The 23,281-nt window shown below is 62.5% G+C and carries 18 protein-coding genes; 11 read left to right on the top strand and 7 right to left on the bottom strand.

The features are described 5' to 3' along the window. The first annotated feature begins 35 nt into the window (after positions 1-35). From ACP691_RS05595 to ACP691_RS05575, 5 genes are all read left to right on the top strand, one after another. On the top strand, positions 36-782 hold the full coding sequence (locus tag ACP691_RS05595) for a gluconate 2-dehydrogenase subunit 3 family protein (protein ID WP_426152948.1): 747 nt from the start codon (positions 36-38) through the stop codon (positions 780-782). Positions 783-784: 2 nt separating this feature from the next. Further along, entirely contained in the window at positions 785-2,572 is a 1,788-nt protein-coding gene (locus ACP691_RS05590) for a GMC family oxidoreductase (protein WP_426152946.1), read from the top strand. A gap of 12 nt (positions 2,573-2,584) precedes the next feature. Next, on the top strand, positions 2,585-3,883 hold the full coding sequence (locus tag ACP691_RS05585; protein ID WP_426152944.1) for a c-type cytochrome: 1,299 nt from the start codon (positions 2,585-2,587) through the stop codon (positions 3,881-3,883). A gap of 207 nt (positions 3,884-4,090) precedes the next feature. Next, on the top strand, positions 4,091-4,783 hold the full coding sequence (locus ACP691_RS05580) for an aspartate/glutamate racemase family protein (protein WP_426152942.1): 693 nt from the start codon (positions 4,091-4,093) through the stop codon (positions 4,781-4,783). A gap of 239 nt (positions 4,784-5,022) precedes the next feature. Then, complete coding sequence (locus tag ACP691_RS05575) at positions 5,023-7,557, top strand: M10 family metallopeptidase C-terminal domain-containing protein (protein WP_426152940.1); 2,535 nt, start codon at positions 5,023-5,025, stop codon at positions 7,555-7,557. Between the two features lie 72 nt (positions 7,558-7,629). On the opposite strand, the gene ACP691_RS05570 is transcribed toward ACP691_RS05575, so the two are convergent. The 3 genes from ACP691_RS05570 to ACP691_RS05560 all read right to left on the bottom strand — a co-directional run bounded on the left by ACP691_RS05570 (position 7,630) and on the right by ACP691_RS05560 (position 12,421). Further along, entirely contained in the window at positions 7,630-10,578 is a 2,949-nt protein-coding gene (locus ACP691_RS05570; protein WP_426152938.1) for a M10 family metallopeptidase C-terminal domain-containing protein, read from the bottom strand. 223 nt (positions 10,579-10,801) lie between these two features. Then, positions 10,802-11,176: an FxLYD domain-containing protein gene (locus ACP691_RS05565; RefSeq protein ID WP_426152936.1), complete on the bottom strand. Its 375-nt coding sequence runs from the start codon at positions 11,174-11,176 to the stop codon at positions 10,802-10,804. Positions 11,177-11,638: 462 nt separating this feature from the next. Further along, positions 11,639-12,421 carry a glycosyltransferase gene (locus ACP691_RS05560; protein ID WP_426152934.1) on the bottom strand — a complete coding sequence of 261 codons (783 nt, stop codon included), beginning with the start codon at positions 12,419-12,421 and terminating at the stop codon, positions 11,639-11,641. A 547-nt stretch (positions 12,422-12,968) separates the two neighbouring features. Here ACP691_RS05560 and ACP691_RS05555 point away from each other — a divergent pair. After that, on the top strand, positions 12,969-13,940 hold the full coding sequence (locus ACP691_RS05555; protein ID WP_426152932.1) for an SdiA-regulated domain-containing protein: 972 nt from the start codon (positions 12,969-12,971) through the stop codon (positions 13,938-13,940). A gap of 210 nt (positions 13,941-14,150) precedes the next feature. Continuing rightward, on the top strand, positions 14,151-15,521 hold the full coding sequence (locus ACP691_RS05550; RefSeq protein ID WP_426152930.1) for a gluconate:H+ symporter: 1,371 nt from the start codon (positions 14,151-14,153) through the stop codon (positions 15,519-15,521). Between the two features lie 12 nt (positions 15,522-15,533). Here ACP691_RS05550 and ACP691_RS05545 read toward each other — a convergent pair whose 3' ends face one another. Beyond that, entirely contained in the window at positions 15,534-16,307 is a 774-nt protein-coding gene (locus ACP691_RS05545) for a substrate-binding periplasmic protein (protein WP_426152928.1), read from the bottom strand. Continuing rightward, the gene (locus ACP691_RS05540; protein WP_426152926.1) at positions 16,304-18,571 is read right to left on the bottom strand and encodes a putative bifunctional diguanylate cyclase/phosphodiesterase; all 2,268 of its coding nucleotides are present in this window, start codon (positions 18,569-18,571) and stop codon (positions 16,304-16,306) included. Before ACP691_RS05540 ends, ACP691_RS05545 begins: the two co-directional genes overlap by 4 nt. Positions 18,572-18,710: 139 nt before the next feature. Here ACP691_RS05540 and ACP691_RS05535 point away from each other — a divergent pair, with 139 nt between their 5' ends. The 4 genes from ACP691_RS05535 to ACP691_RS05520 all read left to right on the top strand — a co-directional run bounded on the left by ACP691_RS05535 (position 18,711) and on the right by ACP691_RS05520 (position 20,943). Next, positions 18,711-19,013, top strand: coding sequence for a DUF2845 domain-containing protein (locus tag ACP691_RS05535; protein ID WP_426152924.1), 303 nt, complete (start codon positions 18,711-18,713; stop codon positions 19,011-19,013). 181 nt (positions 19,014-19,194) lie between these two features. After that, the gene (locus ACP691_RS05530; protein WP_426152922.1) at positions 19,195-19,404 is read left to right on the top strand and encodes a DUF2945 domain-containing protein; all 210 of its coding nucleotides are present in this window, start codon (positions 19,195-19,197) and stop codon (positions 19,402-19,404) included. A gap of 103 nt (positions 19,405-19,507) precedes the next feature. Then, entirely contained in the window at positions 19,508-19,639 is a 132-nt protein-coding gene (locus ACP691_RS05525) for a hypothetical protein (RefSeq protein ID WP_426152920.1), read from the top strand. 8 nt (positions 19,640-19,647) lie between these two features. Further along, on the top strand, positions 19,648-20,943 hold the full coding sequence (locus ACP691_RS05520; protein ID WP_426152918.1) for a Gfo/Idh/MocA family oxidoreductase: 1,296 nt from the start codon (positions 19,648-19,650) through the stop codon (positions 20,941-20,943). Positions 20,944-20,968: 25 nt separating this feature from the next. Here ACP691_RS05520 and ACP691_RS05515 read toward each other — a convergent pair whose 3' ends face one another. After that, a complete protein-coding gene (locus tag ACP691_RS05515; RefSeq protein ID WP_426152916.1) occupies positions 20,969-21,826 on the bottom strand; it encodes a DMT family transporter in 858 nt (285 codons plus the stop codon). 310 nt (positions 21,827-22,136) lie between these two features. Continuing rightward, a complete protein-coding gene (locus ACP691_RS05510) occupies positions 22,137-23,123 on the bottom strand; it encodes an MBL fold metallo-hydrolase (protein ID WP_426152914.1) in 987 nt (328 codons plus the stop codon). Between the last annotated feature and the right edge of the window lie 158 nt (positions 23,124-23,281).

Genomic DNA, 23,281 nt, shown 5'->3' with positions numbered 1-23,281 from the left:
ACCACCGTGATCCACCCCCCGAGGGAGATGCCTTGATGGCGACCAATGATAAACCTGGCCACTCAGACGCCAGGCGAGACTTTCTGCGCAAATCCTTGACCCTGATTCCCGTCGTGTCGCTGGCGGGCAGCGGTGTCGGCAGCCAGGTGCTGGCCGCCACGCCTGCCCCCGTTCCCGCCCCGCCGAAAGAATCCGGCGAGGTCGTGGATTATCACCCTACCTTTTTCACTCAGGAGGAGTGGGCTTTCCTGCAGGCAGCGGTCGCCCACTTGATACCCAGCGACGAGCGCGGCCCGGGCGCTGTGGAAGCCGGGGTGCCCGAGTTCATCGATCGCCAGATGAACACTACCTACGGCAGCGGTGGCCTGTGGTACATGCAAGGCCCCTTCCATCCCGACGCGCCCGCCGAACTGGGCTATCAGCTCAAGCTGTCCCCTCAGGAAATCTACCGGCTGGGTATCCTGGAAACCGATGCCTACTGCCGCAAGACCTACGGCAAGCCCTTCGTTGCGCTGAGCAACGATCAGCAGGAGCAGGTGCTGCACGCCCTGGACGACAACAAGGCAAGCTTCGACGCGCTGCCGGCCGGGACCTTCTTCAGCATGCTCTGGAGCAATACCAAAGAGGGCTTTTTCTGCGACCCGATCCATGGCGGCAATAAGCACCTGGTGGGCTGGAAGCTGATCAATTTCCCTGGCGCCCGCGCCGACTTCATGGACTGGGTGGAGCGTGACGAGCGCTATGCCTTCCCGCCTGTTTCCATCAACGGCGCGCGGAGCTGAGCATGGCCAAGGTACTGGACAAGAAAACCGTAGTGATCGTGGGCTTCGGCTGGACAGGCGCGATCATGGCCAAGGAGCTCACCGAGGCCGGCCTGGACGTGGTCGCCCTCGAGCGCGGCCCGATGCGCGACACCTATCCGGACGGCGTCTACCCGCAGACCATGGACGAGCTGACGTTCAACTCGCGCAAAAAGCTGTTCATGGACATTTCCAAGGAAACCGTCACCCTGCGCCATAGCGTGAATGATGTAGCGGTGCCGTACCGCCAGTTCGGCGCCTTTCTGCCAGGCACTGGCGTAGGCGGCGCTGGGCTGCATTGGTCCGGGGTGCACTTTCGGGTAGACCCGATGGAGCTGCGCATGCGCAGCCATTACGAAGAACGCTATGGCAAGAAGTTCATCCCCGAAGGCATGACCATCCAGGACTTCGGCGTGAGCTACGAGGAACTGGAACCCTTCTTCGATTTCGCCGAGAAGGTGTTCGGCACCTCGGGCACAGCCTGGTCGGTAAAGGGAGAGATTGTCGGCCAGGGCAAGGGCGGCAACTACTTCGCGCCCGATCGCTCCAATCCCTTCCCGCTGCCCGCCCAGAAAAATACGGTGTCTGCCCAGGTGTTCGGGCAGGCAGCCGCCTCGCTGGGCTATCACCCCTACAACCTGCCCTCGGCGAATACCTCTGGCCCCTACACCAATCCCTATGGCGCGCAGATGGGCCCCTGCAATTTCTGTGGCTATTGCAGTGGCTACGCCTGCTACATGTATTCCAAGGCATCGCCCAACGTGAACATCCTTCCGGCGCTGCGCCAGGAGCCGCTGTTCGAGCTGCGTACCGGCGCCCATGTGCTGCGGGTGAACCTCACCCCGGACAAGAAACTGGCCACGGGCGTAACCTATGTGGATGCCCAGGGCCGGGAGTTCGAGCAGCCTGCGGACATCGTGATCATCGGCGCCTTCCAGTTCAACAACGTGCGCCTGATGCTGCTGTCGGGAATCGGCAAGCCTTACGACCCCAAGACCGGCGAAGGGGTGGTGGGACGTAACTTCGCCTACCAGAACGAAGCCGGCGTCAAGGCGTTCTTCGACAAGGACCAGCACCACACCAACCCCTTCATCGGGGCGGGCGGCAATGGCGTCGCCATCGACGACTTCAACGCCGACAACTTCGACCACGGCCCTCATGGCTTCGTGGGCGGCTCGCCCTTCTGGTGCAACCAGGCCGGTACCAAGCCCATCGCCGGGGTGACCACCCCTCCGGGTACGCCCAAATGGGGCAGCAAATGGAAGGCCGCCACGGCGGACTACTACACCCACCACATGTCGATGAATTCCCATGGGGCGCATCAGTCCTACCGCGACAACTACCTGGACCTGGACCCGGTGTACACCGATGCCTATGGCCAGCCATTGCTGCGCATGACCTTCGACTGGAAAGAGAACGACATCAAGATGACCCGATTCATGGTCGACAAGCTGGCAGAGATCGCCAAGGCCATGAACCCCAAGGCCATCTTTGCCCACAAGCGCGAGTTCAACAGCCACTTCGACGCTACCACCTACCAGACGACGCACCTCAATGGCGGGGCCATCATGGGGACCGATCCCAGGACCAGTGCCCTGAACCGCTACCTGCAAAGTTGGGACGTGCATAACGTGTTCGTGCCGGGGGCATCGGCTTTCCCGCAGGGCCTTGGCTACAACCCCACCGGGCTGGTCGCCGCGCTCACCTATTGGTCAGCGCGGGCCATCCGCGAGCAATACCTCAAGAACCCCGGCCCGCTGGTGCAGGCATAAGGAGCGATGACCATGAAAACAGTGTTCATCGCCGCCCTGGCCTTGGCCAGCCTGCCTTCATGGGCCGCGGAAAACAGCCCCGATGCCCTGGTGAAAAAGGGGGAATACCTGGCGCGCGCCGGTGACTGCGTCGCCTGCCATACTGCCAAGGGCGGCAAGCCCTTCGCCGGCGGGCTGCCCATGGAAACCCCCATCGGCACCATCTATTCCACCAATATCACCCCGGACAGCAGCGGCATCGGCGGTTATTCGTTCGAAGACTTCGACCAGGCCGTACGGCACGGCATCGGCAAGAGCGGCAGCACGCTCTACCCCGCCATGCCCTACCCCTCCTACGCCCGGGTCAGCGACGAGGACATGCAGGCGCTGTACGCCTACTTCATGCACGGTGTGCAGCCCGTGGCGCAGGAAAACAAGCCCGTGGACATTCCCTGGCCACTGAGCATGCGCTGGCCGCTGTCCATCTGGCGCGCCATGTTCGCTCCCAAAGTAGAGCCGTTCCAGGCCACTGGCGCGGATGAGGTGATCGACCGCGGCGCCTACCTGGTCGAGGGCCTGGGCCACTGTGGCGCCTGCCATACGCCGCGGGCCATCACTCTGCAGGAAAAGGCCCTGAGCCCCTCCGAGGGCAGCGACTTCCTGGCGGGTTCTGCACCCTTGGAGGGCTGGATCGCCAAGAGCCTGCGCGGCGATCATCGAGACGGCCTGGGCGGTTGGAGCGAAGCTGACCTGGTGGCGTTCCTCAAGACCGGGCGCAGCGACCGCGCGGCCGTGTTCGGCGGCATGAGCGACGTGGTCGAGCACAGCATGCAGTACATGAGCGACGCGGACCTCACCGCCATCGCCCGCTACCTCAAAACCCTACCGCCGGTGAACCCGAACGACAGCCCCCACCTGTATGACCGCGCGGTGGGCGATGCCTTGTGGAAGGGCGACGACAGCAAGGCGGGAGCCTCGGTGTACGTGGACAACTGCGCCGCCTGCCACCGCACCGACGGCAAGGGCTATACCCGTGTATTCCCGGCCCTGGCCGGCAACCCGGTGGTCCAGACCGCCGATGCCACCTCGTTGGTACAGATGGTGCTGCGCGGCGGCACCCTGATCCCGACCCATACCGCGCCATCCAGCTTCACCATGCCCGGCTACGCCTGGCGCCTGTCGGACCAGCAAGTGGCCGATGTGGTGAACTTCATTCGCACCAGCTGGGGCAACCAGGGCTCGGCCGTCACGCCTGCCCAGGTCAAAGACCTGCGCGAAAGCGATATGAAGGGCACCTCCGACGACGACCTGGGCCAGGTTTCTTCGAAGTGAGATGACGGGCCCGCAACCCCATGCAGGAGGTAGCGAAGCTACCGAATACCAAGCTCCCCCGGCGCCCATTCCCCAGCTGGCGCTGGGTCCCACAGCTGTAACTGCAGCATAGCCCCTGGCGATGATCGCCAGGGTGTCTTAAGGTACCAACCGACAATCATGGGTACTGAAACCTCTCACGCCTGACCACTGCCACCGGAGCGAAGCATGCGTACCATTGGCCTTATCGGCGGTATGAGCTGGGAGTCGACCGCGGAATATTATCGGCTGATCAATCGACAGGTTCGCGACCAACTGGGGCCACTACGCTCAGCGCAAATGCTGCTGTACAGCGTGGATTTCGGGCCCATCGAACGCGCTCAGCACGCCGAGCGTTGGGACGATGCCGCGGCAATACTCGCCGATGCCGCGCGCCGGCTTGAGGCGGGCGGCGCCGAATGCATCCTGCTGTGTACCAACACTATGCACAAGGTTGCTCCGGCGATCGAGGCGGCGGTGGGCATTCCATTTGTACACATCGCCGACCCGACCGGCCAGGCCGCCCTGGAGAGTGGAACGCTGAAGGTAGGCTTGCTGGGCACTGCGTTCACCATGGAACAGGCTTTCCTGAAAGACCGTCTCACGGCCATGGGCCTGACCGTACTGTTGCCAGACGCACAGGAACGCCGAGAGGTGCATCGGATTATCTTCGAAGAGCTCTGCGTCGGGGTGATAAGCGATGAGTCGCGCAGAGTGTATCAGCACGTAATAGCCTCCCTAGCTGCTCGGGGCGCACAGTCCATCATCCTCGGGTGCACGGAGATAGGCCTGCTGATCAAGCCTGAGCACAGCGCCCTTCCCTTGCTCGACACCACGCTGCTCCATGCACAGGCGGCGGTGGCATTCGCGTTGGGGGATTGATCCAAGCGATTCGGCAGTACCGGAAGGGTTTCGGCTGGTCTGATGAAGGCCATCATCAATAGGTCATTGATGGGTGACACATCCGCGCTCCGCTCCCGCCTGGCAGGTAGGTAGGTAGGTAGGTGAGAAACGGCCGGAGCGCCCGCCAGGCGGCGCGCCAGCCAAAAGGAATCCATAGCCTATTCTCTGGTCGATCCAAGCGCTGTGCACCGATCTTCCAAAGACCAAGGAACGACCCGATGGCGAACACTTTCAATGTCAAAGACTACGGCGCGGTGGGCGATGGCCGCACCGACGATACCCAGGCGCTGCAGGCGGCGATCGATGCGGCCGCGGCAGCCGGTGGCGGCACGGTGTACATACCCGATGGCGAATACATCGTCAGCACCCAGTCCCCAGGTACGGTGCTGGTCCTCAAGGACAACGTGAAGCTCGAAGGGCTAGGCGAGTTTGCGCCCGACCTCCAGCTAAGCAGCGAGAACCCCGCCGGGGACATCGACGGCATCATCCACATCAGCGGCAACAACACGGGCGCCAGCAACCTGAACGTAGGGGCCTTTACGCCTTTCGACGGCCAGGTCAGCGGCTGGTCCATCGGCGATGGGGTGCAGGTGACGCTGGACAACATAAGCGCCTACAGCGTTTCAGGATATGGCATCGATCTGCGGGGGGAAGGCAGCCGCGTTGAATTGACCAACGCCCGTGTCGGTTTCAACGATGGAGGCGGCATCATCGCTGCCGGATTGGTAGACAGCGTTCTCAGCGATATCGTGACTAGCGACAACGGCGGCACCGGGCTGGACGTGACGGGCCCCTTGACCGTGCTGGACGTGCACAGCTTTTACAATACTGGCAGTGGCATCATCGTGCGCGGCGACGACCAGGGCCAGGCCGCGACACTGCTCTCAGGCAACTCCAATAACAACACCGGCAGCGGGGTGTTGATCGATAACGCCAAAGGGGCGGTTATCGACGACATGTGGATGTCCGAGAATGAAGGCTCGGGGGTGATCGTCAGAAACTCCCAGGACACCCGGATCGTTGCCAGCGAGATCGCCAGCAATGTCCAGTACGGCACAAGGCCGGAAATCCTGCTGCAGGACAGCACCGGCACCCTGATAAAGGGCAACACCATTGGCGACCAGCTCTCTACCGAAGCTGGCAACCCGACTTACGGGGTCGAGGAGCGCGGGCAGACCGACAGGAGCCAGATTCTTGATAACTTCATTGCCGGCAATTCCGAAGGCGAGGTCAAGGTCGTCGGCACTACCAGCACGGTGGCCAATACCGCCGTTGTGAAGACGACCTTCGGCACCGCGGGGAACGACACCATTTCCCACTACCAGGCCGCTTACGATGCCCTGGCATATGGTGGCGCTGGGCGGGATACGCTGATCGGTGGCGCTGGGGACGACACCCTGATAGGCGGCGCGGGGGCGGACCTGATGTCGGGCTACCAGGGCAATGACAGCTTCCGCTTCACCCGACTCAGCGACAGCTACAGCACAGGAGGTGTCAGTTTTGCCGACACCATCACCGGGTTCGATGCCAGCCGCGACACCATCGACGTGGCCAGTCTTGGCTTCAAGGGCTTGGGCGACGGCCATAATGGCACCCTGGCCCTTAGCTATAGCACCGAGGACAACCTGACCTATCTGAAAAGTCTCGACCCCAACGCCCGCGGGCAGACCTTCGAGCTGATTCTGGACGGAGATTATCGCAACAGCCTGACCAGTGAGAACTTCCTGTCGCTGGTAAAGGGGAGCCGGGGCAACGACACCCTATATGGCACCACCCATGGACGCGATACTCTGGTCGGCGGCGCTGGTGATGACTCGCTTAGTGGTCGCGGCAGCACTGACCGGCTGGTCGGCGGCGCGGGTTCGGATCGTCTCGATGGCGGTGCCGGCGCCGATACCTTTGCTTACACCCGCGTCACCGACAGCCAGGTGGATGCCGCGGGTAAAAGCCAGGGCCGGGACCTGATCCTGGATTTCAACGGCGCCGAGCATGACCGGATCGACCTGACCGCGCTGGGCTTCACCGGCCTGGGCGATGGCCAGGGCACCACGCTCAAGCTCTCCTACGATGCCCAGGCTGACATCACTCGGCTCAGCTCACTGGAACTGGACGAGGCCGGCAATCGGTTCCAGATCGCCTTTGCCGGCAACCACCTGAAGGACCTGGGCTCCAATACCATTCAGTTCGCGGTGGTCGACCAGCCCGAGGTGGTGTCCTCGTTTGGCAATGACTATGTAGACATCAACGGAACCACCGCCAGCGACACGCTTATGGGGTCAGCGGCGGAGGAACGCCTCTATGGCATGGCCGGCAACGACGTACTGAATGGCGGCGCCGGCTCCGACCAACTGTTCGGCGGCAAGGGCATGGACCGCATGACCGGCGGTAGTGGCAGCGATTACTTCGTGTTCGACAGCGCGGAAGACAGCTACCGCACCGCGGATCGAAGCTACAGCGATGTGATCACCGATTTCGGCCAGGGTGCTGATGGTCTGGATGTGCGGGCCCTGGGTTTCACAGCCGAAGGTGACGGGCTCAATGGCACCTTGAAGATCGACTACAACGAAGCCCTGGGCCGCACCTACGTCCGTAGCCTGGAGGATGATGGCCAAGGACGTTTCTTCCAGGTCACCCTGGAAGGCGACCAAAGCGACCTGACGATCTTCTTCGCTCAGCCAAGTACGGCCGCGGCCTCGGTCGCCGTGGAGATGCTCGGTGTCACCAACACCCATACCGACCAGGCGATAGGCTGACCCGCTTGCCCTACCCTGACGTGCCGGACCGCCTGGCACGTCAGGGCTGGCGCAAGGGCCGGGGCATGGCAATCAGGCCGTCAGCGGATGCTCGCTCACCGGCGCAACGCCAACCAGCGCTACCTCCACCGCCTCCACACCAGCCTCGCCCATGTGGCTGGCGGCCATTGCCTGGGGTGTACCGCTGGCGAACACGAAGTTACGGTGAGCCAGCCCGGTGAAGTCGCCTTCCAGCGCCACCTCGAACCTGTGCCCTTCCCCATCGACTTCCAGGCTTCGCACGTAGGTACGGTCCAGGTTCTCGTTGTAGATCACCTTCAGCGTGCCATCGGTGCCATCGCCCAAGCTGGTGTAGCCGAGGGCGGCAACATCGAGCTTGTCCTTGCTCAGCTCGAAGTCTCTGATAAGGTCAGCCCGCCCGCGGTAGCTGTCGCTGGCGGTTTCAAAGCGGAAGCTGTCCTTGGCGCTGCTGCCAATCAGCGCATCCGCACCACCACCTCCCACAAAAATGGTGTTTTCGCCCGGGTTGTAGAGCACGTCATAAGCCTGGCTGCCGGTCAGTGTGTTATAGGCCGTGCCGGTACCCGGCCCCTGGGCGAAGATGAACTGGTCCGCGTCGCTGCCGCTACCTGCTTTCAACGCGCGGGCGTAGTCCAGCTCGAGCATGAAGCGATCACCGTAAAGGCCGCCGTCGAAGGACTGCACCAACACATGACCCGTGCTGGCGTCGTAGCCATAATGCAGCGTGTTGTGGTAGCCATCCCCAAGCCCGGTGAAGCCCAACGCCGAAACATCGATCAAGTCACCCTGGCCGTAGGCGAAGTGAGTGATCAGGTCAACGGCGCTAACGTTGTCCCGGGCATTGACGAAACTGTCGCGCACGCTGTTGTAGAGGTAGGTATCCGCGCCGCTGATCCCATGCAGCTGGTCCGCGCCGAGGCCACCGATGAATACGTTGCCAGCCGCCTGGCTGCCGTGGAGCTGGTCATTCCCGTAGCCACCATCGAGTACGTACTGGGCCTCGGAGGTTCGCTGGTCGACGGTATCTTCCAGCGAGGTACCCTTCTGCATCAGCACGAAATTGCGCGTGCCAAGGCTGTCTCTTACATCTCCCTGGATGCGCACCTCGAAGTAATAGCTGGAGGGGTAGTTATCCAGCGAGCGCACGTAAGTCAGGTTCTCGCCTGCGTCGTAGCTCACCGCGACATCACCGTTGTAGCCGTCGCCGACCCTTTGCAAGCCCAAGGCTGTGAGGTCCAGGCGCGAGGCGGCGTTCCAGTCTGTGATCAGGTCGGAATGGGAGATACCGTCCAGGCCATAACTGTCGTACAAGGACTTGAATACATAGGTGTCGCCCGAGGTGCCGCCACCGGTCAAGGCGTCGACGCCGGTACCGCCTTCGAGCACGTCCCGGCCTGTACCCCCACTCAGCACATCGTTGCCGGCATCGCCGTAGAGGTAGTTCGAAGCCTGGCTGGCGGCCGTGATGACGTTGGCGGCGGCGGTGCCTTCCCAATACGCTTGCCCGCGAGGCCCAGCCTGGGCACTGATCGGTGGATTGGCCGCCGCGGTAATCAGGTTGGCGTCGCTCAGGCTGGTCGCCAGGTTCCCCTGGAGCGCCAGCTCGAAACGGCTGCCGTCGCGTTGCAATTCGTCATTGCGCAATAGCGTCTGGCCCTGCGCTGGATCATAGATCAGCTTGAGCGTGCCGTTGCTGCCGCTCCCCAGGCCTGTGAAGCCGGCGGCGGATACATCCAGCTTGTCCTGGCTGACGTCGAAACCGAAGATTGTGTCTTCTTCAGCGGAGATTCTCTCCAACTGATCGGAAGACACAGGCTCTCCCTGAATGCTGTCGTGACGGCTCAGGTAAACGAATGTGTCGGCGCCGGCGCCGGCAATGAGGTTATCGCCACCGTCGTTGCCGGTCAGAATGGCCCCTTCGCGGTTGGCTTGGAGTTCTTCGCCGGCAGTGTCTGAGCCCGTGACCGTGTTGTACTCATCAGCGGTAGAGGTATTGCCTGCGAAATAGAACAGGCCCTTGTCGACTTCCGTATCCGGCACACCGTCTCGGAACCAGTCGTCAAGGTGAAAATTCAGCACGAAGCGATTGCCCCAGGCATCGGTTTCCAGGGACTGCGCCACATAGTAGTCATGCACCCGGTCATAGCTGAACTTGAGGGTGCCGTTGTAACCATCGCCCAGGGCGGTAAAGCCTAGGGCCGAGACGTCGATCACGTCCCGCCCGCTGAGCACGGACCAGATCTGATCCACCGCGGCCGCTCCGGTCTTGTCATTGACGAAACTGTCCGATATCGCGGTGTAGAGGAAGGTGTTCTGGGCTCCGTCGTCCCAGCGCGCGACGGTGAGGATAGTGTCGCCGCCGGCGCCGCCATGGAAGGTGCTGGTGCTGTCCTGGCCTACCCCGTCGGTTAGCCTGTCGTTACCCGCTCCGCCATTGATGACGACAGAACGCTCTTCAGGACGCAACTCGAGACGATCATCGCCCGCGGTCCCATCCACACGGAGTACGAAATTGTCCTTGGTCAGGGGCTGGGCTAGCTTGCCCTGCAGCCGGACCTCGAAGTAATTCCCGGCGCTGTTGGCCTCTGCGGCTCGCACGAAGGTGAGATCGCGCGCTGCATCATAGCTGACAGCCAGGTCAGCGAAGTCCAGCCCAAGTCCGGTGAGGTCAAGGCGGTCAGTGGCGCTCCAATCGGTGATCAGATCCGAATGGGAGCCCTGGACGTTGCCATAGCTGTCGCTGAGCCTGCTGAAGACGAAACTGTCCCTGCCAGCGCCGCCGCTCAGTTTGTCTACCCCGGCACCGCCTATCAGCACATCGTAATTGCTGCTCGCCACCAGGGTGTCCGCCCCGGCGCCTCCCTGGAGGTACAAGGCGGCGGTGCCGCCGATGGCCAGGTTGTCGCCGGCGCTGGTGCCTTCATAGGCTGTATAGAAACCACGACTTTTTACAACGATGTCGTTCGGCAAGGCGGTTACAGCATCCTTGTTGACGCTCATGGGCGGTCCTCGTCTGGGCTGGGGGCAGGCACCGACGACGGACTGGGCCTATGGATTCAGCGGATCAGACCATGCTCGGTCCGCCCCGTTCGCACCCCTGTCAAGGCAAGTTGAGGCAACCGGCACGAGCTCGCGCAGGTCAGGACGTCAGGGAAAAGCCGAAGAGCTGGTTTGCGAAGCCTGGGGCTCTTGACCACGCGAGGTACTGATATGGACTATCTGATCAGTGTGCGACCAGAGAATCAGGATACGGCACTACGTCCGCGGTGACGGCGACCTGTGGGTCACGGGCGTGTACGGCCATGGTCAGTTTGGTACCACTGTGCTGCACCGGTTGCCAGATGCGCCAGGCCTGGCCTGCCTCGAGGTCAGGAACCTGCACCGTCTCTCGAGCGACGACTTCGCCTTTGCGGGTCACTTCAAAGTTCAGGTAGCCCCCCTGAACCAGATGATCCGAAGTATTGGCGACGGTGCCGACGATGCTGGTGATGTGGCCCGCATCCACAAGCTGGACGTTACGCAGTTTGAGGTCGTCAGCCGAGGCAAACGAATGGGTCAACATGCCGAAGACCAGCCCTGCGATGGCTTTCCTTTTCACAATTCCCTCCATGGGACTGACAAGATGGCGCGATGATAGCAGCGACCGAAGCGTCAAGAAAAGGGCTTAATCTATGCCTTACTGAAAAGTTCATTTTTATTGCCAAGAATTTGACAAGCGCTATTCAAGGGGAATCTAAGCTTCGAAACGCGTCGATCATGACGAATCGGTCGTCAGTCAGGTCGGCTTTCCTCGCTTCTGGAGTTGGCAAGCCATGGAGAAGGAACATTCCGAAGGGCCTATCCCAGCTGGCGCTGGGTGCTACCAAGGTCCATCAGATGGGCGCGATCCGCCTGAGCAAAGGCAATGAGGCAAGCGCCGCGCCGGCACGTTGCCACACGGCTGCGAGGCCAGGCGCTGCTGACTGCTCAGGAATGCAGTATCAGGATGGAGGCGAAAAATAGGCCAGCCGCTGGGTAGCGGTAAAGGGCCAGCCATTTTTCCTGGGATCCGGCGGCCAACTCAGTGCAGTTGGGCCAGCGCGCGGTTGTACATGCGTGTGCGCCTATGCTTGGCGTCGTACCCGCCAGCGGCGGCCACGGTGCCGGACTGGACATGATCCAGATATTTGAACAGGCGCCCTGGCGATACCAAGGAGATGTCGTAGCCCAGTTCCACCATGCGGTCTTGCAGGGTGTAACCCGGCACGCGGTCATCCATGCAGAAATGCAGGCCGTGCTGCTTCATGGCCTTGGCGTTCCATAGGGTGCAGAAGCTTTTCAGATGTTGTTCTTTCCACGGCTTCGGCGGGCGTCCCGGTAGGCCCAGCGCGCGTAGGCCACGACGGAAGTAATGCTTGCAGTAGCGCGAGCTGTACCGCCAAACCGTGCGCAGCATGCCTCGGTTCAACTGCTCCAGGCACCCTGCCGCGGCGACCTTTGGATGAGCCGTGCAACGTTCGAGCAGAAGTTGAAATACTCGCGGATCGTAGATGAAAGTATCGGTATGCAACAACAGCACGAACTCGGTATCGATACGTTTCAGGATCATATCCAGGGCTTTGCCATGGGCAATGTGCCCCTGCTCGCGACCTGGCGAGGCGCGTTCGATGAGATTGATCCAGTCCAGGCTACGCAAGTATTCGGTGCTTTCATCAGCCGAATCGTTATCCACTACCCATACGGGAATCCCTTGGGCGCTGGCGGTTTCACGCAGCAATTCCAGGCAGTTCCTGGTCAGGTCGTGGGTTTTGAAGTTAACGAGGGCGATGCTGAATCTGGATGGGCCGGTCGCAATTTTTGTCATCTGACGCTCGACTTCCAATGGCTGAGCCAATATTGGCTAGCGTTAATGTTTCAGCGGCGACACACGCAAGACACTATGCATCCAGACTGAGCAACTGCACCAACCCGCTGATAAAAACTTTGATCTGGAGGTTATTAAAGCTGATGTGAAAATTTTGTTGTTGCCTCGTTGGCAAACTATTCCTCCGATCCGACAGCATGTAACTGGATGTTGCAACCAGGCCGTGATTCCTAACGGGAACTGTTATGTCCCTAACTGTTGGCCTCGCCTCACCGATGTTTGTGAGAAAAGTAGAAGCGCTGATAAGCGCATCGGTCAGGTCCTGCCGTCGTCATTTTGCAATACATCATTCATGAAGCTGTGACCTGTTACTGCCAATGTCCCGGCAATCAATGCAGGCGCGCGGCAAGCCCCAGGGACCGGTGAATGAACGTGACGGTATTCAGAACAAGTTACGTAGGCCTTATACCGCTTCACCTGGACGGCGCCCATCGGGTAGCCGGCGCCACCCTTTCCTCCCCTTGAGTCGCACCCTGGAGACCACGCCATGATCACTCAGCCCCTGACGCAGGAGCACCTGCGTTCCCGTCCACGACAGGGGTGGCGGCTGCGCGTTCGCCTGCGCAACCTCGGCCAACTGGCGCTGCTCGCTCTGGTTGCCGGGCTCTGTGTGCAAGCCTATCGCCTGTGCCTGATCGACCAACTGCAGGCCCATTGGCAGAACTATCGGACAGGCGACACCGCGCCGGGCCGCAATGTCTGGCTCCCTGGCTACCGGGTGACCATCGACGCCAAGCCCATAGCGCCGGGCCTGCGCAACCTGTCGGGCATTACCTATGACTACGACCACGATCGGCTGCTGGCCATCACCAATATGCCCATGGAGCTGCTAGTGATGAATAAGGAGGGGGATTTGGAGGCTCGCTACCCTCTGGTGGGTTTCGAAGATACGGAAGGCCTCACCTACCTGGGCGGCAATCGGGTGGCCATCGTCGACGAAGACCAGCAGCGGCTGGACGTGATCACCTTGCCGCCGCGAGAGCAGGCCATTCTGGCGAGCAGCGCCCAGTCGATAACCCTCGCCTTGGGCCTGAGCTACAACAACAAAGGCTTCGAGGGCGTGACCTACGACCCAGGCAATGACCGCCTGTTCGCCATCAAGGAACGGGACCCTCAACAACTCTATTCGGTATCCGGCATGCTGCGCTCGATCCAAGGCCCCCTGAACCTCACCGTGACCGACCTTACCGCCTGGGTGGAACGCGGACGCTACGGGCGCGACCTCTCGGACGGCTATTACGACCCGCGCACCGGCCACCTGCTGCTGCTCAGCGACCAGTCGATGAACATAACCGAACTCGACGAACAAGGACGTTTCGTCAGTATCCGCTCGCTGCGATCCAACCTGGGCGGCCTGCAGCAGGACGCCCCCCAGGCTGAAGGCTTGACCATGGACAGAGACGGCAACCTCTACGTGGTCAGCGAACCCAACCTCTTCTACCAGTTTCAGAAACGCTGATCCGCCCTCGCTGCACTGGCCCCCGCTCGCTCCGTGCGGGGGCTCCCTCCTGTAGCGCTTCCTGCGCCCTGCAGCCTGAGCAAGTCTTCATATGAAACCCTTCTGCGCGAAAGCGGCTTGAAAGCTCCGTGAAAGCCTCGCAGGTCTACCGTAGTCCGCTTGCAACAATTTGTTGCGCCGGTATTCACACCAATAACAAAGGAGTACCCCGTGGACCTGACCCCAGTGACCTGGCTGGCCCATGACACCCGCCTGCTGACCTGTTGTGCACTGGCCATCGCCAGCATCGTCGTGTTGATCAGCGGGTTGCGCCTGCCGCCTTTCCTGTCCATCCTGGTGGGCACCTTCATCGCCGGCATCGGCGCCGGCCTGGCCCCGGAAGAAGTCGCCAAGGCCTTCAGCAAGGGCGCCGGGGGGCTGCTCGGCGAAGCGGGCATCATCATCGCCCTGGGCGCCATGCTGGGCGCGCTCATGGCCGAATCCGGCGCGGCGGACCGAATCGCCAGCACCTTGCTGGGGCTGGGCAGGGGGCGCAGCCTGCCGTGGGTCATGGCGCTGGTAGCGATGATCATCGGCCTTCCCTTGTTCTTCGAGGTTGGCCTGGTGATGATGGTCCCGATCATCTTCGTGATGGCGCGCCAATCCGGCCAACCGTTGCTGAAAATCGCAATTCCCGCCCTGGCCGGCATGACCACCCTGCACGCGTTGATGCCCCCGCATCCGGGGCCGCTCATTGCGGTAGGCGCCCTTCACGCTGATCTGGGCCTGACCATGCTGCTGGGGCTGACCCTGGCCGTGCCGGCCGTTATCCTGGCCGGGCCTTTGTACGGGCGATGGCTGTCACGGCGCCTCGACGTGGCCATTCCCGCCGAGCTGGGCGAGCTGTTCAGCGCCCGCCCTGAGGCCCAGCGGCGGCCCAGCTTCCTCGCTTCCCTGACGATCATTCTCCTGCCTGTGGCGCTGATGCTCGGCAGCACCCTGGCCAAGGTCGGCCTGCCTGTGGACAACACCCTGGGCGTGGTACTCAAGTTTCTTGGCGAGCCCCTGGTCGCGTTGGGCCTGGCCGTACTGGCCGCGGTCGCCCTGCTCGGCTGGGCCAACGGCATGGCCCGCGAGCGGGTGGGGCAGACGCTGCGCAAAAGCCTGGCCCCCATCGCGGCGTTGTTGTTGACCATCGGCGCTGGCGGCGGGCTGAAGCAGACCTTGCTCGAAGCCGGGGTCAGCCAGACCATCAGCAAGGCGGCCGAAAGCGCCCACCTGCCCTACCTGCTGCTAGCCTGGCTGATTGCCGTGGCCCTGCGCCAGGCCACCGGCTCGGCAACCGTAGCCACCACCACTACGGCGGGCATCCTGGCGCCCATGATGGCCGGCCTGGCGGCTACTCAAAGCTCGCTGGTGGCGTTGGCCATAGGCGCGGGTTCAGTGTTCTTCTGCCATGTGAACGATGCCGGCTTCTGGATGGTCCGCGAGTACTTCGGCCTGCAACTCAAGCAAACCCTCTGGGTATGGTCCGTGTTGCAGACCATCGTTTCGGTGATGGGGCTGGTCGGCACGTCGTTGCTTTGGTGGTATCTGGGCTAGCGTGCCCGCCGGTCAATGCGGCTTGCCCAGCCAGCGCCGCATGATGCCGTCATAGGTGCCGTTGCTCTTGATGGTCTGCAAGCCACGCCGGAACCGCTCCAACAGCTCCGGCGAGGTGCCTCGGCTGAAGGCCATGCTCAGGCCGTCAGGGCTGCTCAGCTCCGGCAAGGGCAAGGACTTTACCAGCACCTTGGCCGGGTCCTCACCGTTGCGCCGGGTCAGATAGATGGCGTTGAGCTCGTTGGAAATCCACAACTCCACATGCTCGACCTTGAGCATATGGAAATTGTTTTCATAGCGGTTGGTCGACTGCAGCTCCGAGTTCATCTTGAAGCCCTTGCCAAGCAGATACTGCTGGCCCACATCCATGTTGACCGTGGCGATCTGCCGCCCCCGGGCGTCATCCAGACTGTTGAGCTTCACCGGCCGTTCGGAGAGGCTGTACAGGTACCAGTCGGTCGGCCCGATGGGCCCGATCCACTGGAACAAGGGCTCGCGCTCGGGGGTACGGGCGATGGAGTAGATCAACACGTTGGGCACCGACAAGGCACGGTCATAGGCCCGGGCCCAGGGCATCACCTGGATGGGCGCCTCGACGCCAGTTTCCTTCATCACCGCCTGGACGATCTCGGTACTGAAGCCGCTGATCTTGCCGCCCACCGTCATGTTGTACGGCGGCAATTCTTCAGTGACCACCTCGATCTCACCGGCAGCCCAGGCCAACCCTGCCGGCATCGGGCCGGCGAGGACAAACAGTAGCAAGGCACGCAGCATGGTTCTTGTCATTGGGAAACCTGCAGGGATTCACACGCTGGACTATAGCTGGATTGAGGCACATCCTGCTCGTTCCCCGCCACGCTCGTAAGTCGTTCCTGATGTTGTTCATGCAGGAGCGAGACCAGCGCCTGGGGGGTCATCGGCCGTCCCAGCAGATAGCCTTGTGCCTGATCGCACCCCAACGCCGCCAAGGCTTCCAACTGCTCGGCCGTTTCCACGCCTTCGGCCGTCACCGCCATGCCCAGGCTCTTGCCCATGGCGATGACCGCGCTGACGATGGCTTCATTGTTGGCCTTGGGGTCGGTCAGGTTCATCACGAAACTGCGGTCGATCTTGATGCCATCGAAGGGGTAGCAACTGAGGTAACCCAGGGATGAATAGCCGGTTCCGAAGTCATCCATGGACAGCTTTACACCCAGCGTCTTCAACTGTGTCATCAGGGCCAGGGCACCTTCGGCGTTGTCGATCATCACGCTCTCGGTAACCTCGATTTCCAGTTGCCAGGGCGGCAGGCCCGAAGCCGCCAGGGCCTGTTCGACCCGGCTGACCAGGTCGGCGCGCATGAACTCTATGCACGAGAGGTTCACCGATACGAAGATCGGCTCCGGCATGTTGGCCACCAGCTCACAGGCGCGGCGCAGCACGATGTCGCTCAGCCCGACGATCAACCCGGTTTCTTCGGCCAGGGGAATGAACACGCCTGGGCTGAGCAGGCCCTTCTCCGGGTGCTGCCAGCGCACCAGCGCTTCGGCCCCCAGGATGCGCCGGCCGTCGATCCCGAAGCGGGGCTGGAACACCACAATGAATTCATCCTGCTGCACGGCACGCTTGAGATCCTGCTCCAGGCTACGGCGCTCCAGGATCCGGGTTTTCATCTCGGCGTTGTAAAGCTGCCAGCAATGCTGGCCGTGGGCCTTGGCTTCATAAAGAGCGATGTCCGCCAGGCGCAACAGCTCCTCGCCATCGGTGCTGTCCATGGGCGCCTGGGCGATACCGATGCACAGGCCGAGGCGCAGCTCGTGTTCAGCGGTGACCAGGGGCGGATCGAAGTTCCGCAGCAGCGATTGACACAGGACTTTCAAATGCTCCGCGCAGACTTGCGGCGTGATGACCAGGAACTCGTCCCCACCGAGGCGCGCCAGGAAATCCCCGTGGCCAAGGGCGCCTTGCAGTCGACGAGCCACGTTGGTCAGCACCTGGTCCCCGGCGATGTGGCCAAGGCAGTCGTTGATCTGCTTGAAGCCGCTGAGGTCGATGTACAGCACCGCGAAGGCACCGCCCTGGGCGGCCCCCGCCAGGCGCTCCTGCAATACCTGGTAGGCATGGCTGCGGTTGGGCAAGCCGGTGAGCGAGTCATGGCGCGACAGATAGGCCACGTGAGCCTGGGCAGCGCAGCCATGGTCCACCTGCTCGGCGGCCCGGATGGACCGGCGCAGCAACAGCCAGGCGCCGATGCCGAACAGCAGCGTGGCCATTACCAGCAATGGCAGCATCATCGTCAGGAAGGTGGCCCCAGGGCGAGCCACGTCCCAGGTCAGGTAAAGCGGAGGCTGTTCGGATAAAGCCAGGCCGACCGTCGCCTTTGCTGGCGCCTGGCGCAGGCCGGGCAAGCCGAACAGCTCGCCCATGCGCGTCAGGCTGCCGGGGCCGATGATGTCTACGAATACCAGACAGGCCAGTTCCGAGACCGGGGCCTTGGAATGGTACGACAGCGGCCTGATAGCCGCCGCGGCCACCAGGGCCGGGCGCCCTTCTACGGTAAAGTACCTTTTGACGGCAATTCGCTCACCGGCATAGTTCCTCGCCTCCGCAAGCAGCCCTGCGAGGTCGCCGTCGATCCACTCAGTGGCGTGACGGGTATTGAATTGCCCCTTGGCGAAGGCGTAGCGGGTTTCATTTTGAGCGTCCAGGATGAACACGCCGTTCAGGCCGTATTGGGCCAGGAGTGACCGTCCCATGCCCACCTGCTGAGCCGCCCAGGCTTCGTCGACGTTCCCGAGAGTGTGCTCGTAGGCCTCGTCCCAGTTGGCGAAATCCAGCAAGGGGTAGGTAATGCCGTTGAGCCAGGCCTCACTGGCTCTGCTGGCCAACGCCTGGCTGCGCAGGTTTTCCTCTTCATTGAGCTTGGAGGCGACCTGGCTCAGTACCCCACTGGCCCCGACAAACAGGCCCAACAGGATCGTGGCTACCAGCCAGGCGGCACGCCGGGCAACCCGAGCATGGCTGCCGCTGCCAGGCAACGTGGGAGGTGAAGGCGCATGTGACAACGGCATGCTGGATTCCGGGGAAGATGGCACGGTAATAGTTTTCTTATCGGCCAGGGCCTGAGGGCGCTTCAGCGATGCACGCTGCTCTTCGACGGACGGCAAGCCACGCGCTATGCTCACCCGGCTTGCCTGGAAGGGACCGCTTATGAAAACCCAAGCCTTTGCGCTGCTCCTGGTTCTGCTGCTCCCCTGTGTCGGCCAGGCCGACCAGACCTTTCGCTGCGATAGCGCCTTGGTTTCGGTGAAGGACAGCACCGCGACGGTACTGCGCAAATGCGGCGAACCGGCCAGCCGCGCCGCGGCGGGTTACGTTCGAGTGATCGATGCGGCTGGCCGTATGGCTAGCCTCCCGGTGGAGCAATGGACCTACGGGCCTCGCGGCGGCATGTACCATTATTTGCGTTTCGAAGGTGATCGGCTGGTCGACGTCAGCGGCGAGCGTGGATGAGACGCGTGCCTGAGCAAGCGCCGTGGCCAATGCCTCAAACGCCGCATCGAGGGTGACGTGCACCTTGCAGGCCTTTAGGCTTAACCGAGGCCATGCCACTGGGCGGAAAGGCGGAATCGGGTGGCGTTCGTCCGGGTCTACCGCTCGCTGCCCCGTTCCGATTTCATCCGAGGAGATGGCAATGGCCACCACTTTCAAGAAAGGCGACAACGTTGCCTGGAATTCCCAGGCAGGCGAGACACACGGCAAGGTGGTGAAGGTGCATACCAGCGACCTGAACTTCATGGGCAAGCACCGCACGGCGTCCAAGGACGAGCCCCAGTACGAGGTGGAAAGCGCGAAGTCCGGCCACCGGGCGCTGCATCATGGGGATGCGCTGAAGAAAGCCTGAGCGTGCGAAAGCAGTCCAAAGGTATCGATGGAGGGCGCGCCATTGGTCCTCGCTGCCTAGCCTTCAGGCCAGCCCTTTTGCTACCAGCTTCATGGGCGGCTCCTTGGGCCAGTCCCTATCGGAAAGCATCGTCGCTATCCACTTCCAGCCGCCCGCCTCCCTACTGGTCGCCGTGACTGAACCGGACAAAGGGCTGACCGGTCCGCGCTATACCACTGTCATCATTTCCCAGTGAGACCGCCCATGACTGACCAGCTCTCCCAACTCAACCGCCGAACGCTCTGCAAGCTGGTCGGCGCCTGCGCCACGGCCGTCGTGGTCGCGCCGCGGGCCATGGCCGAGCGATTCACCGCGCCCACCCCCGTAGACACTGGCCAGGTCGAAGCAGGCGCAGTGAAATTCCCGGCCTGGCGTGGCCCGCAGGATACCCCTTCAGCACCGCCGCCCAAGCCGCTGCCCCCGGAGCAGCGGGTCGGCTTCGCCATCGTTGGCCTGGGCCGCCTGGCCCTGGAAGAAATCCTGCCGGCCTTCGGCGAATCACTGAAAGCCCGGCCCGTGGCGCTGGTGTCCGGCAGCCCGGACAAGCTCAAGACCGTGGCCAGCCAATACGGCATCCCACCCGGGGCCTGCTACAGCTATGAAAACTTCGACCAGATCCGCGACAACCCGCAGGTGAAGGTCGTCTATATCGTGCTTCCGAACGCCATGCACCGCGAATATTGCGAGCGGGCAGCCGCCGCTGGCAAGCATGTGCTCACTGAAAAACCGATGTCGGTATCCAGCGAAGACGCCCAGGCCATGGTGCAAGCCTGCCACCAGGCAAAGGTGAAGCTGATGGTTGCCTACCGCATTCAATACGAGCCCTATAACCGCCGCGCCCGTGCGCTGGTACGGGACAAGGGGCTGGGCCGCCTGGTGGCCTACCATGGCGTCAACACCCAGACAGTAGCCGAGGATGGCGCGCGGCAATGGCGCCACAAACAGGCCATGGCCGGTGGCGGCTCGCTGGTGGACATTGGCCTGTACTGCCTCAATACGGCCCGTTTCGTCACTGGCGAGGAGCCGGTGGAGGTCTATGCCACCACCTACTCGCCCCCGGGTGACCCTCGCTTCGCCGATGTAGAGGAAACCGTACAGTTCACGCTGCGCTTCCCCTCCAACACCCTTGCCAGTTGCCTGAGCAGCTACGGCGCCCGGGATGACAAGTACCAGCGGTTGAACCTCGAGCGGGCCAGCCTGGACATGCCCAACGCCTTCCTGTACCAGGGCCAGCGTTTGTCCGTTATCGACCGCGACGGTGACGCCACGCGCAATGCCGAGCTCACTTTGCAGCCGAAGAACCAGTTTGCCCAGGAGCTGGACCATATGGCCGAGTGTGTGCTCAGTGACCGTACCCCCTTCACGCCTGGAGAAGAAGGGGTACAGGACCATCGATTGATGGAAGCCATCTACGAGAGCGCGCGCACTGGCCAGCCGGTGCGCCTGAAGCCGGTAGAGGGGCTGGACAGCTTCCGTGGCCCGCCCCTCGAGCCTGCCTGATGAGCGCGGGCCGCTTACGCCCCGGTCACGCGTGCTGTCGGAACACCAGCGCCAGCCCAAGCAGGATCAGCCCCATGCCCAGCAGCCCCAACCGGCTCAGTACGTTGCCCAGCACCAGGTAGTCCAGCAACACGGTGACCAGGGGTACCAGGTAGAACAGGCTGGTGACCTTGACCAAGTTGCCGGTCTGGATAAGCCGATAGAGCAGTAACTGAGCCACGACCGAAACCACCAGGCCAAGCCAGAGAACGGGCACCAGCAGTCCGACCTCCCACCGGGCCGTTACCGGCTGGAAGGATGCCAGGGCCAGGCACAGCAGCAGGCTCACTACATATTGCAGCGGCAGCACCTGAGCGGGGTGTTGGTTTACCTGCCGCTGCAGCAAGGCCCCGAAGGTCATGAAAGCCAGGGCCAGCAAGGCGAAGACGCAACCCGGCCCGGACACCCGGGCCGCCACCAGGCTTTGGTAGACCACGAGCACCAATCCGCCCAAGGCCAACAGCAAGCCGGCCAGGCGGACCGGCGACGCCCGGCGCTCCAGTATCAACAACGTCAGGATGGGCTGCACCCCCAGCAAGGTTGCAATCAGCCCCGGCGTCATCCCATGGGCCATGGCCTGGAAGTAACACACCGAATAACCGCCGATCAGCAAGAAGCCGGTGGCGGCGACGCGTTTGCCGGTACCTGGGTCGGGAAGCCAGCGCCGCCGCCATCCGCCAATAAGCGCCAGGGCCAACAGTGCCAGGCCGAACCGCAGAATCAGAAGCGCGATGGGTGAACCGTGGTCCAGCCCCCACCGAGTGAAGATGGCGGCGCTGCCCCACAGCAGCACGAACAACGCCATGGCAGCGGTCGCTGCCCAGGAAGATCGGGAAATACCCATGCAAGCATTACCTGTCGAAGAGGAAACAGGCTCCAGTGCGCCAGCGCCTAGAGGCAAGAAAGACTGGAGCGAGAAGGCGACCGTTCAGGCCAGCGCCACCACGGCGGGCGGCGCGACCGCTACAGCCACGGCAGCCACCATCACTGCAACGACAGGAGGAGATACCGGCAGGGCACACCGCCGCGGGCCTGGGGCAGGCTGCGCGGTTGAAGCGATGTGCAGAAATACCGGCATGGGATGTGTCCGAATGTGAACAGAGTTGAACATAGCAAAGGCGTCGCCATCCTGCAAAGCCCCGTGGTTTGTCGCTTCATTGGGCCCAGGCGCTGTAGGTCACGTCCTTGCCCACGTAGATGCGCATCAGATCAGCCCCTACTACCACTTTGCCCTGGGGCCAGGCCTGCTGGGCGCGCTGCAACAGCATGGCGTCGGTGTTGGTCTCGTCCTGGGGGCCAGGTCGGGAGATATGAGAGAACACCGCCAGCCTGGGCTGCGCCTGGGCGAACACCCTGCCCGCCTCTTCCGGTGAAGTATGGTGTTCGCGGATGGGCTTGGCCCAGGCCTCATCCTGATGATGACTGGAGATCACATTCACTTCGTGCACTAGCACATCGGCCCCCTTTGCGTTTTCGATGACCCGGGGGTCGTAACGGGTATCGCCCGACAGCGTCACCGTATGGCCCTTGTACTGAACCTTGTAGCCATAGCTGGGCTTGATGGCCGCGCCATGATTGACCGGGAAGGCAGTGACCTTCACCCCCTTTTCATCGAATACCACGCCTGGCCGGTGGAAGGTATGCACCTCGATGCGCTGCGCCTCGGCAGTGGACTCGTTGTCATTCTGGCGGATGATCAAGTCCGCCGTCATGGTCATGCGCAAGCCTTCGGCCACGATCTGGGTGCCCTGGGGCCCATAGAGCTGGAACGCGCTGGTCCTGCGGTTCTGCGGGCTGGGCAAGTAACTGGTGGCCCAGAGGTCGGCCAGGCCATTGATGTGGTCCGAATGGAAATGCGTGAGGAAGGTCGCGTTCACCGCGCCCAGGGGTACGCCGAGCTGGGCCAGGCGAATGGTACTGCCACGCCCGGCGTCGAACATCAGGTTCAGGCCATTGGCCTGCACCAGCGTGGAGGGTCCGAAGCGTTCAGGGCTCAGGCTTGGAGAGCCGGTGCCGAGCAGGGTCACCACCATGTCGGCGTGTTCGGCCTGCGCGGCCGAAGCTACAGAAGGCACGGCAGCCTGGGCGGCCCCCCAGACCATGACGCAAGCGAACGAGGCGAACAAGGCAACGGCTTTCATGGGCGTCCTTTCGAGGAAGATGGCGGTCGAGCTGCCTAAGCTATCCCTTTCCTGGCGCTTTGACTGCATGGTTTTTCTTCAGCCGCTTCGCTTTTTGCTACCGCTTCGCCAGGGCCCTATATGCCGCCGAGGCGGGATGACCGAAGCCTTCCAGCAAG

The sequence above is a fragment of the Pseudomonas sp. DC3200b2 genome, from assembly GCF_049895785.1.
Lineage (GTDB): Bacteria > Pseudomonadota > Gammaproteobacteria > Pseudomonadales > Pseudomonadaceae > Aquipseudomonas > Aquipseudomonas massiliensis.
Note: the sequence above shows the minus strand (reverse complement) of the source record. Positions and strands in the feature narration are given on the sequence as shown.

Excerpts from the sequence above, each read along its gene's own strand:
- ACP691_RS05575 (WP_426152940.1), top strand. The coding sequence starts at position 5,023 with ATGGCGAACACTTTCAATGTCAAAGACTACGGCGCGGTGGGCGATGGC.
- ACP691_RS05570 (WP_426152938.1), bottom strand. The coding sequence starts at position 10,578 with ATGAGCGTCAACAAGGATGCTGTAACCGCCTTGCCGAACGACATCGTT.
- ACP691_RS05540 (WP_426152926.1), bottom strand. The coding sequence starts at position 18,571 with ATGCCGTTGTCACATGCGCCTTCACCTCCCACGTTGCCTGGCAGCGGC.
- ACP691_RS05590 (WP_426152946.1), top strand. The coding sequence starts at position 785 with ATGGCCAAGGTACTGGACAAGAAAACCGTAGTGATCGTGGGCTTCGGC.
- ACP691_RS05580 (WP_426152942.1), top strand. The coding sequence starts at position 4,091 with ATGCGTACCATTGGCCTTATCGGCGGTATGAGCTGGGAGTCGACCGCG.
- ACP691_RS05520 (WP_426152918.1), top strand. The coding sequence starts at position 19,648 with ATGACTGACCAGCTCTCCCAACTCAACCGCCGAACGCTCTGCAAGCTG.
- ACP691_RS05555 (WP_426152932.1), top strand. The coding sequence starts at position 12,969 with ATGATCACTCAGCCCCTGACGCAGGAGCACCTGCGTTCCCGTCCACGA.
- ACP691_RS05560 (WP_426152934.1), bottom strand. The coding sequence starts at position 12,421 with ATGACAAAAATTGCGACCGGCCCATCCAGATTCAGCATCGCCCTCGTT.
- ACP691_RS05530 (WP_426152922.1), top strand. The coding sequence starts at position 19,195 with ATGGCCACCACTTTCAAGAAAGGCGACAACGTTGCCTGGAATTCCCAG.
- ACP691_RS05515 (WP_426152916.1), bottom strand. The coding sequence starts at position 21,826 with ATGGGTATTTCCCGATCTTCCTGGGCAGCGACCGCTGCCATGGCGTTG.
- ACP691_RS05595 (WP_426152948.1), top strand. The coding sequence starts at position 36 with ATGGCGACCAATGATAAACCTGGCCACTCAGACGCCAGGCGAGACTTT.
- ACP691_RS05545 (WP_426152928.1), bottom strand. The coding sequence starts at position 16,307 with ATGACAAGAACCATGCTGCGTGCCTTGCTACTGTTTGTCCTCGCCGGC.
- ACP691_RS05535 (WP_426152924.1), top strand. The coding sequence starts at position 18,711 with ATGAAAACCCAAGCCTTTGCGCTGCTCCTGGTTCTGCTGCTCCCCTGT.
- ACP691_RS05585 (WP_426152944.1), top strand. The coding sequence starts at position 2,585 with ATGAAAACAGTGTTCATCGCCGCCCTGGCCTTGGCCAGCCTGCCTTCA.
- ACP691_RS05510 (WP_426152914.1), bottom strand. The coding sequence starts at position 23,123 with ATGAAAGCCGTTGCCTTGTTCGCCTCGTTCGCTTGCGTCATGGTCTGG.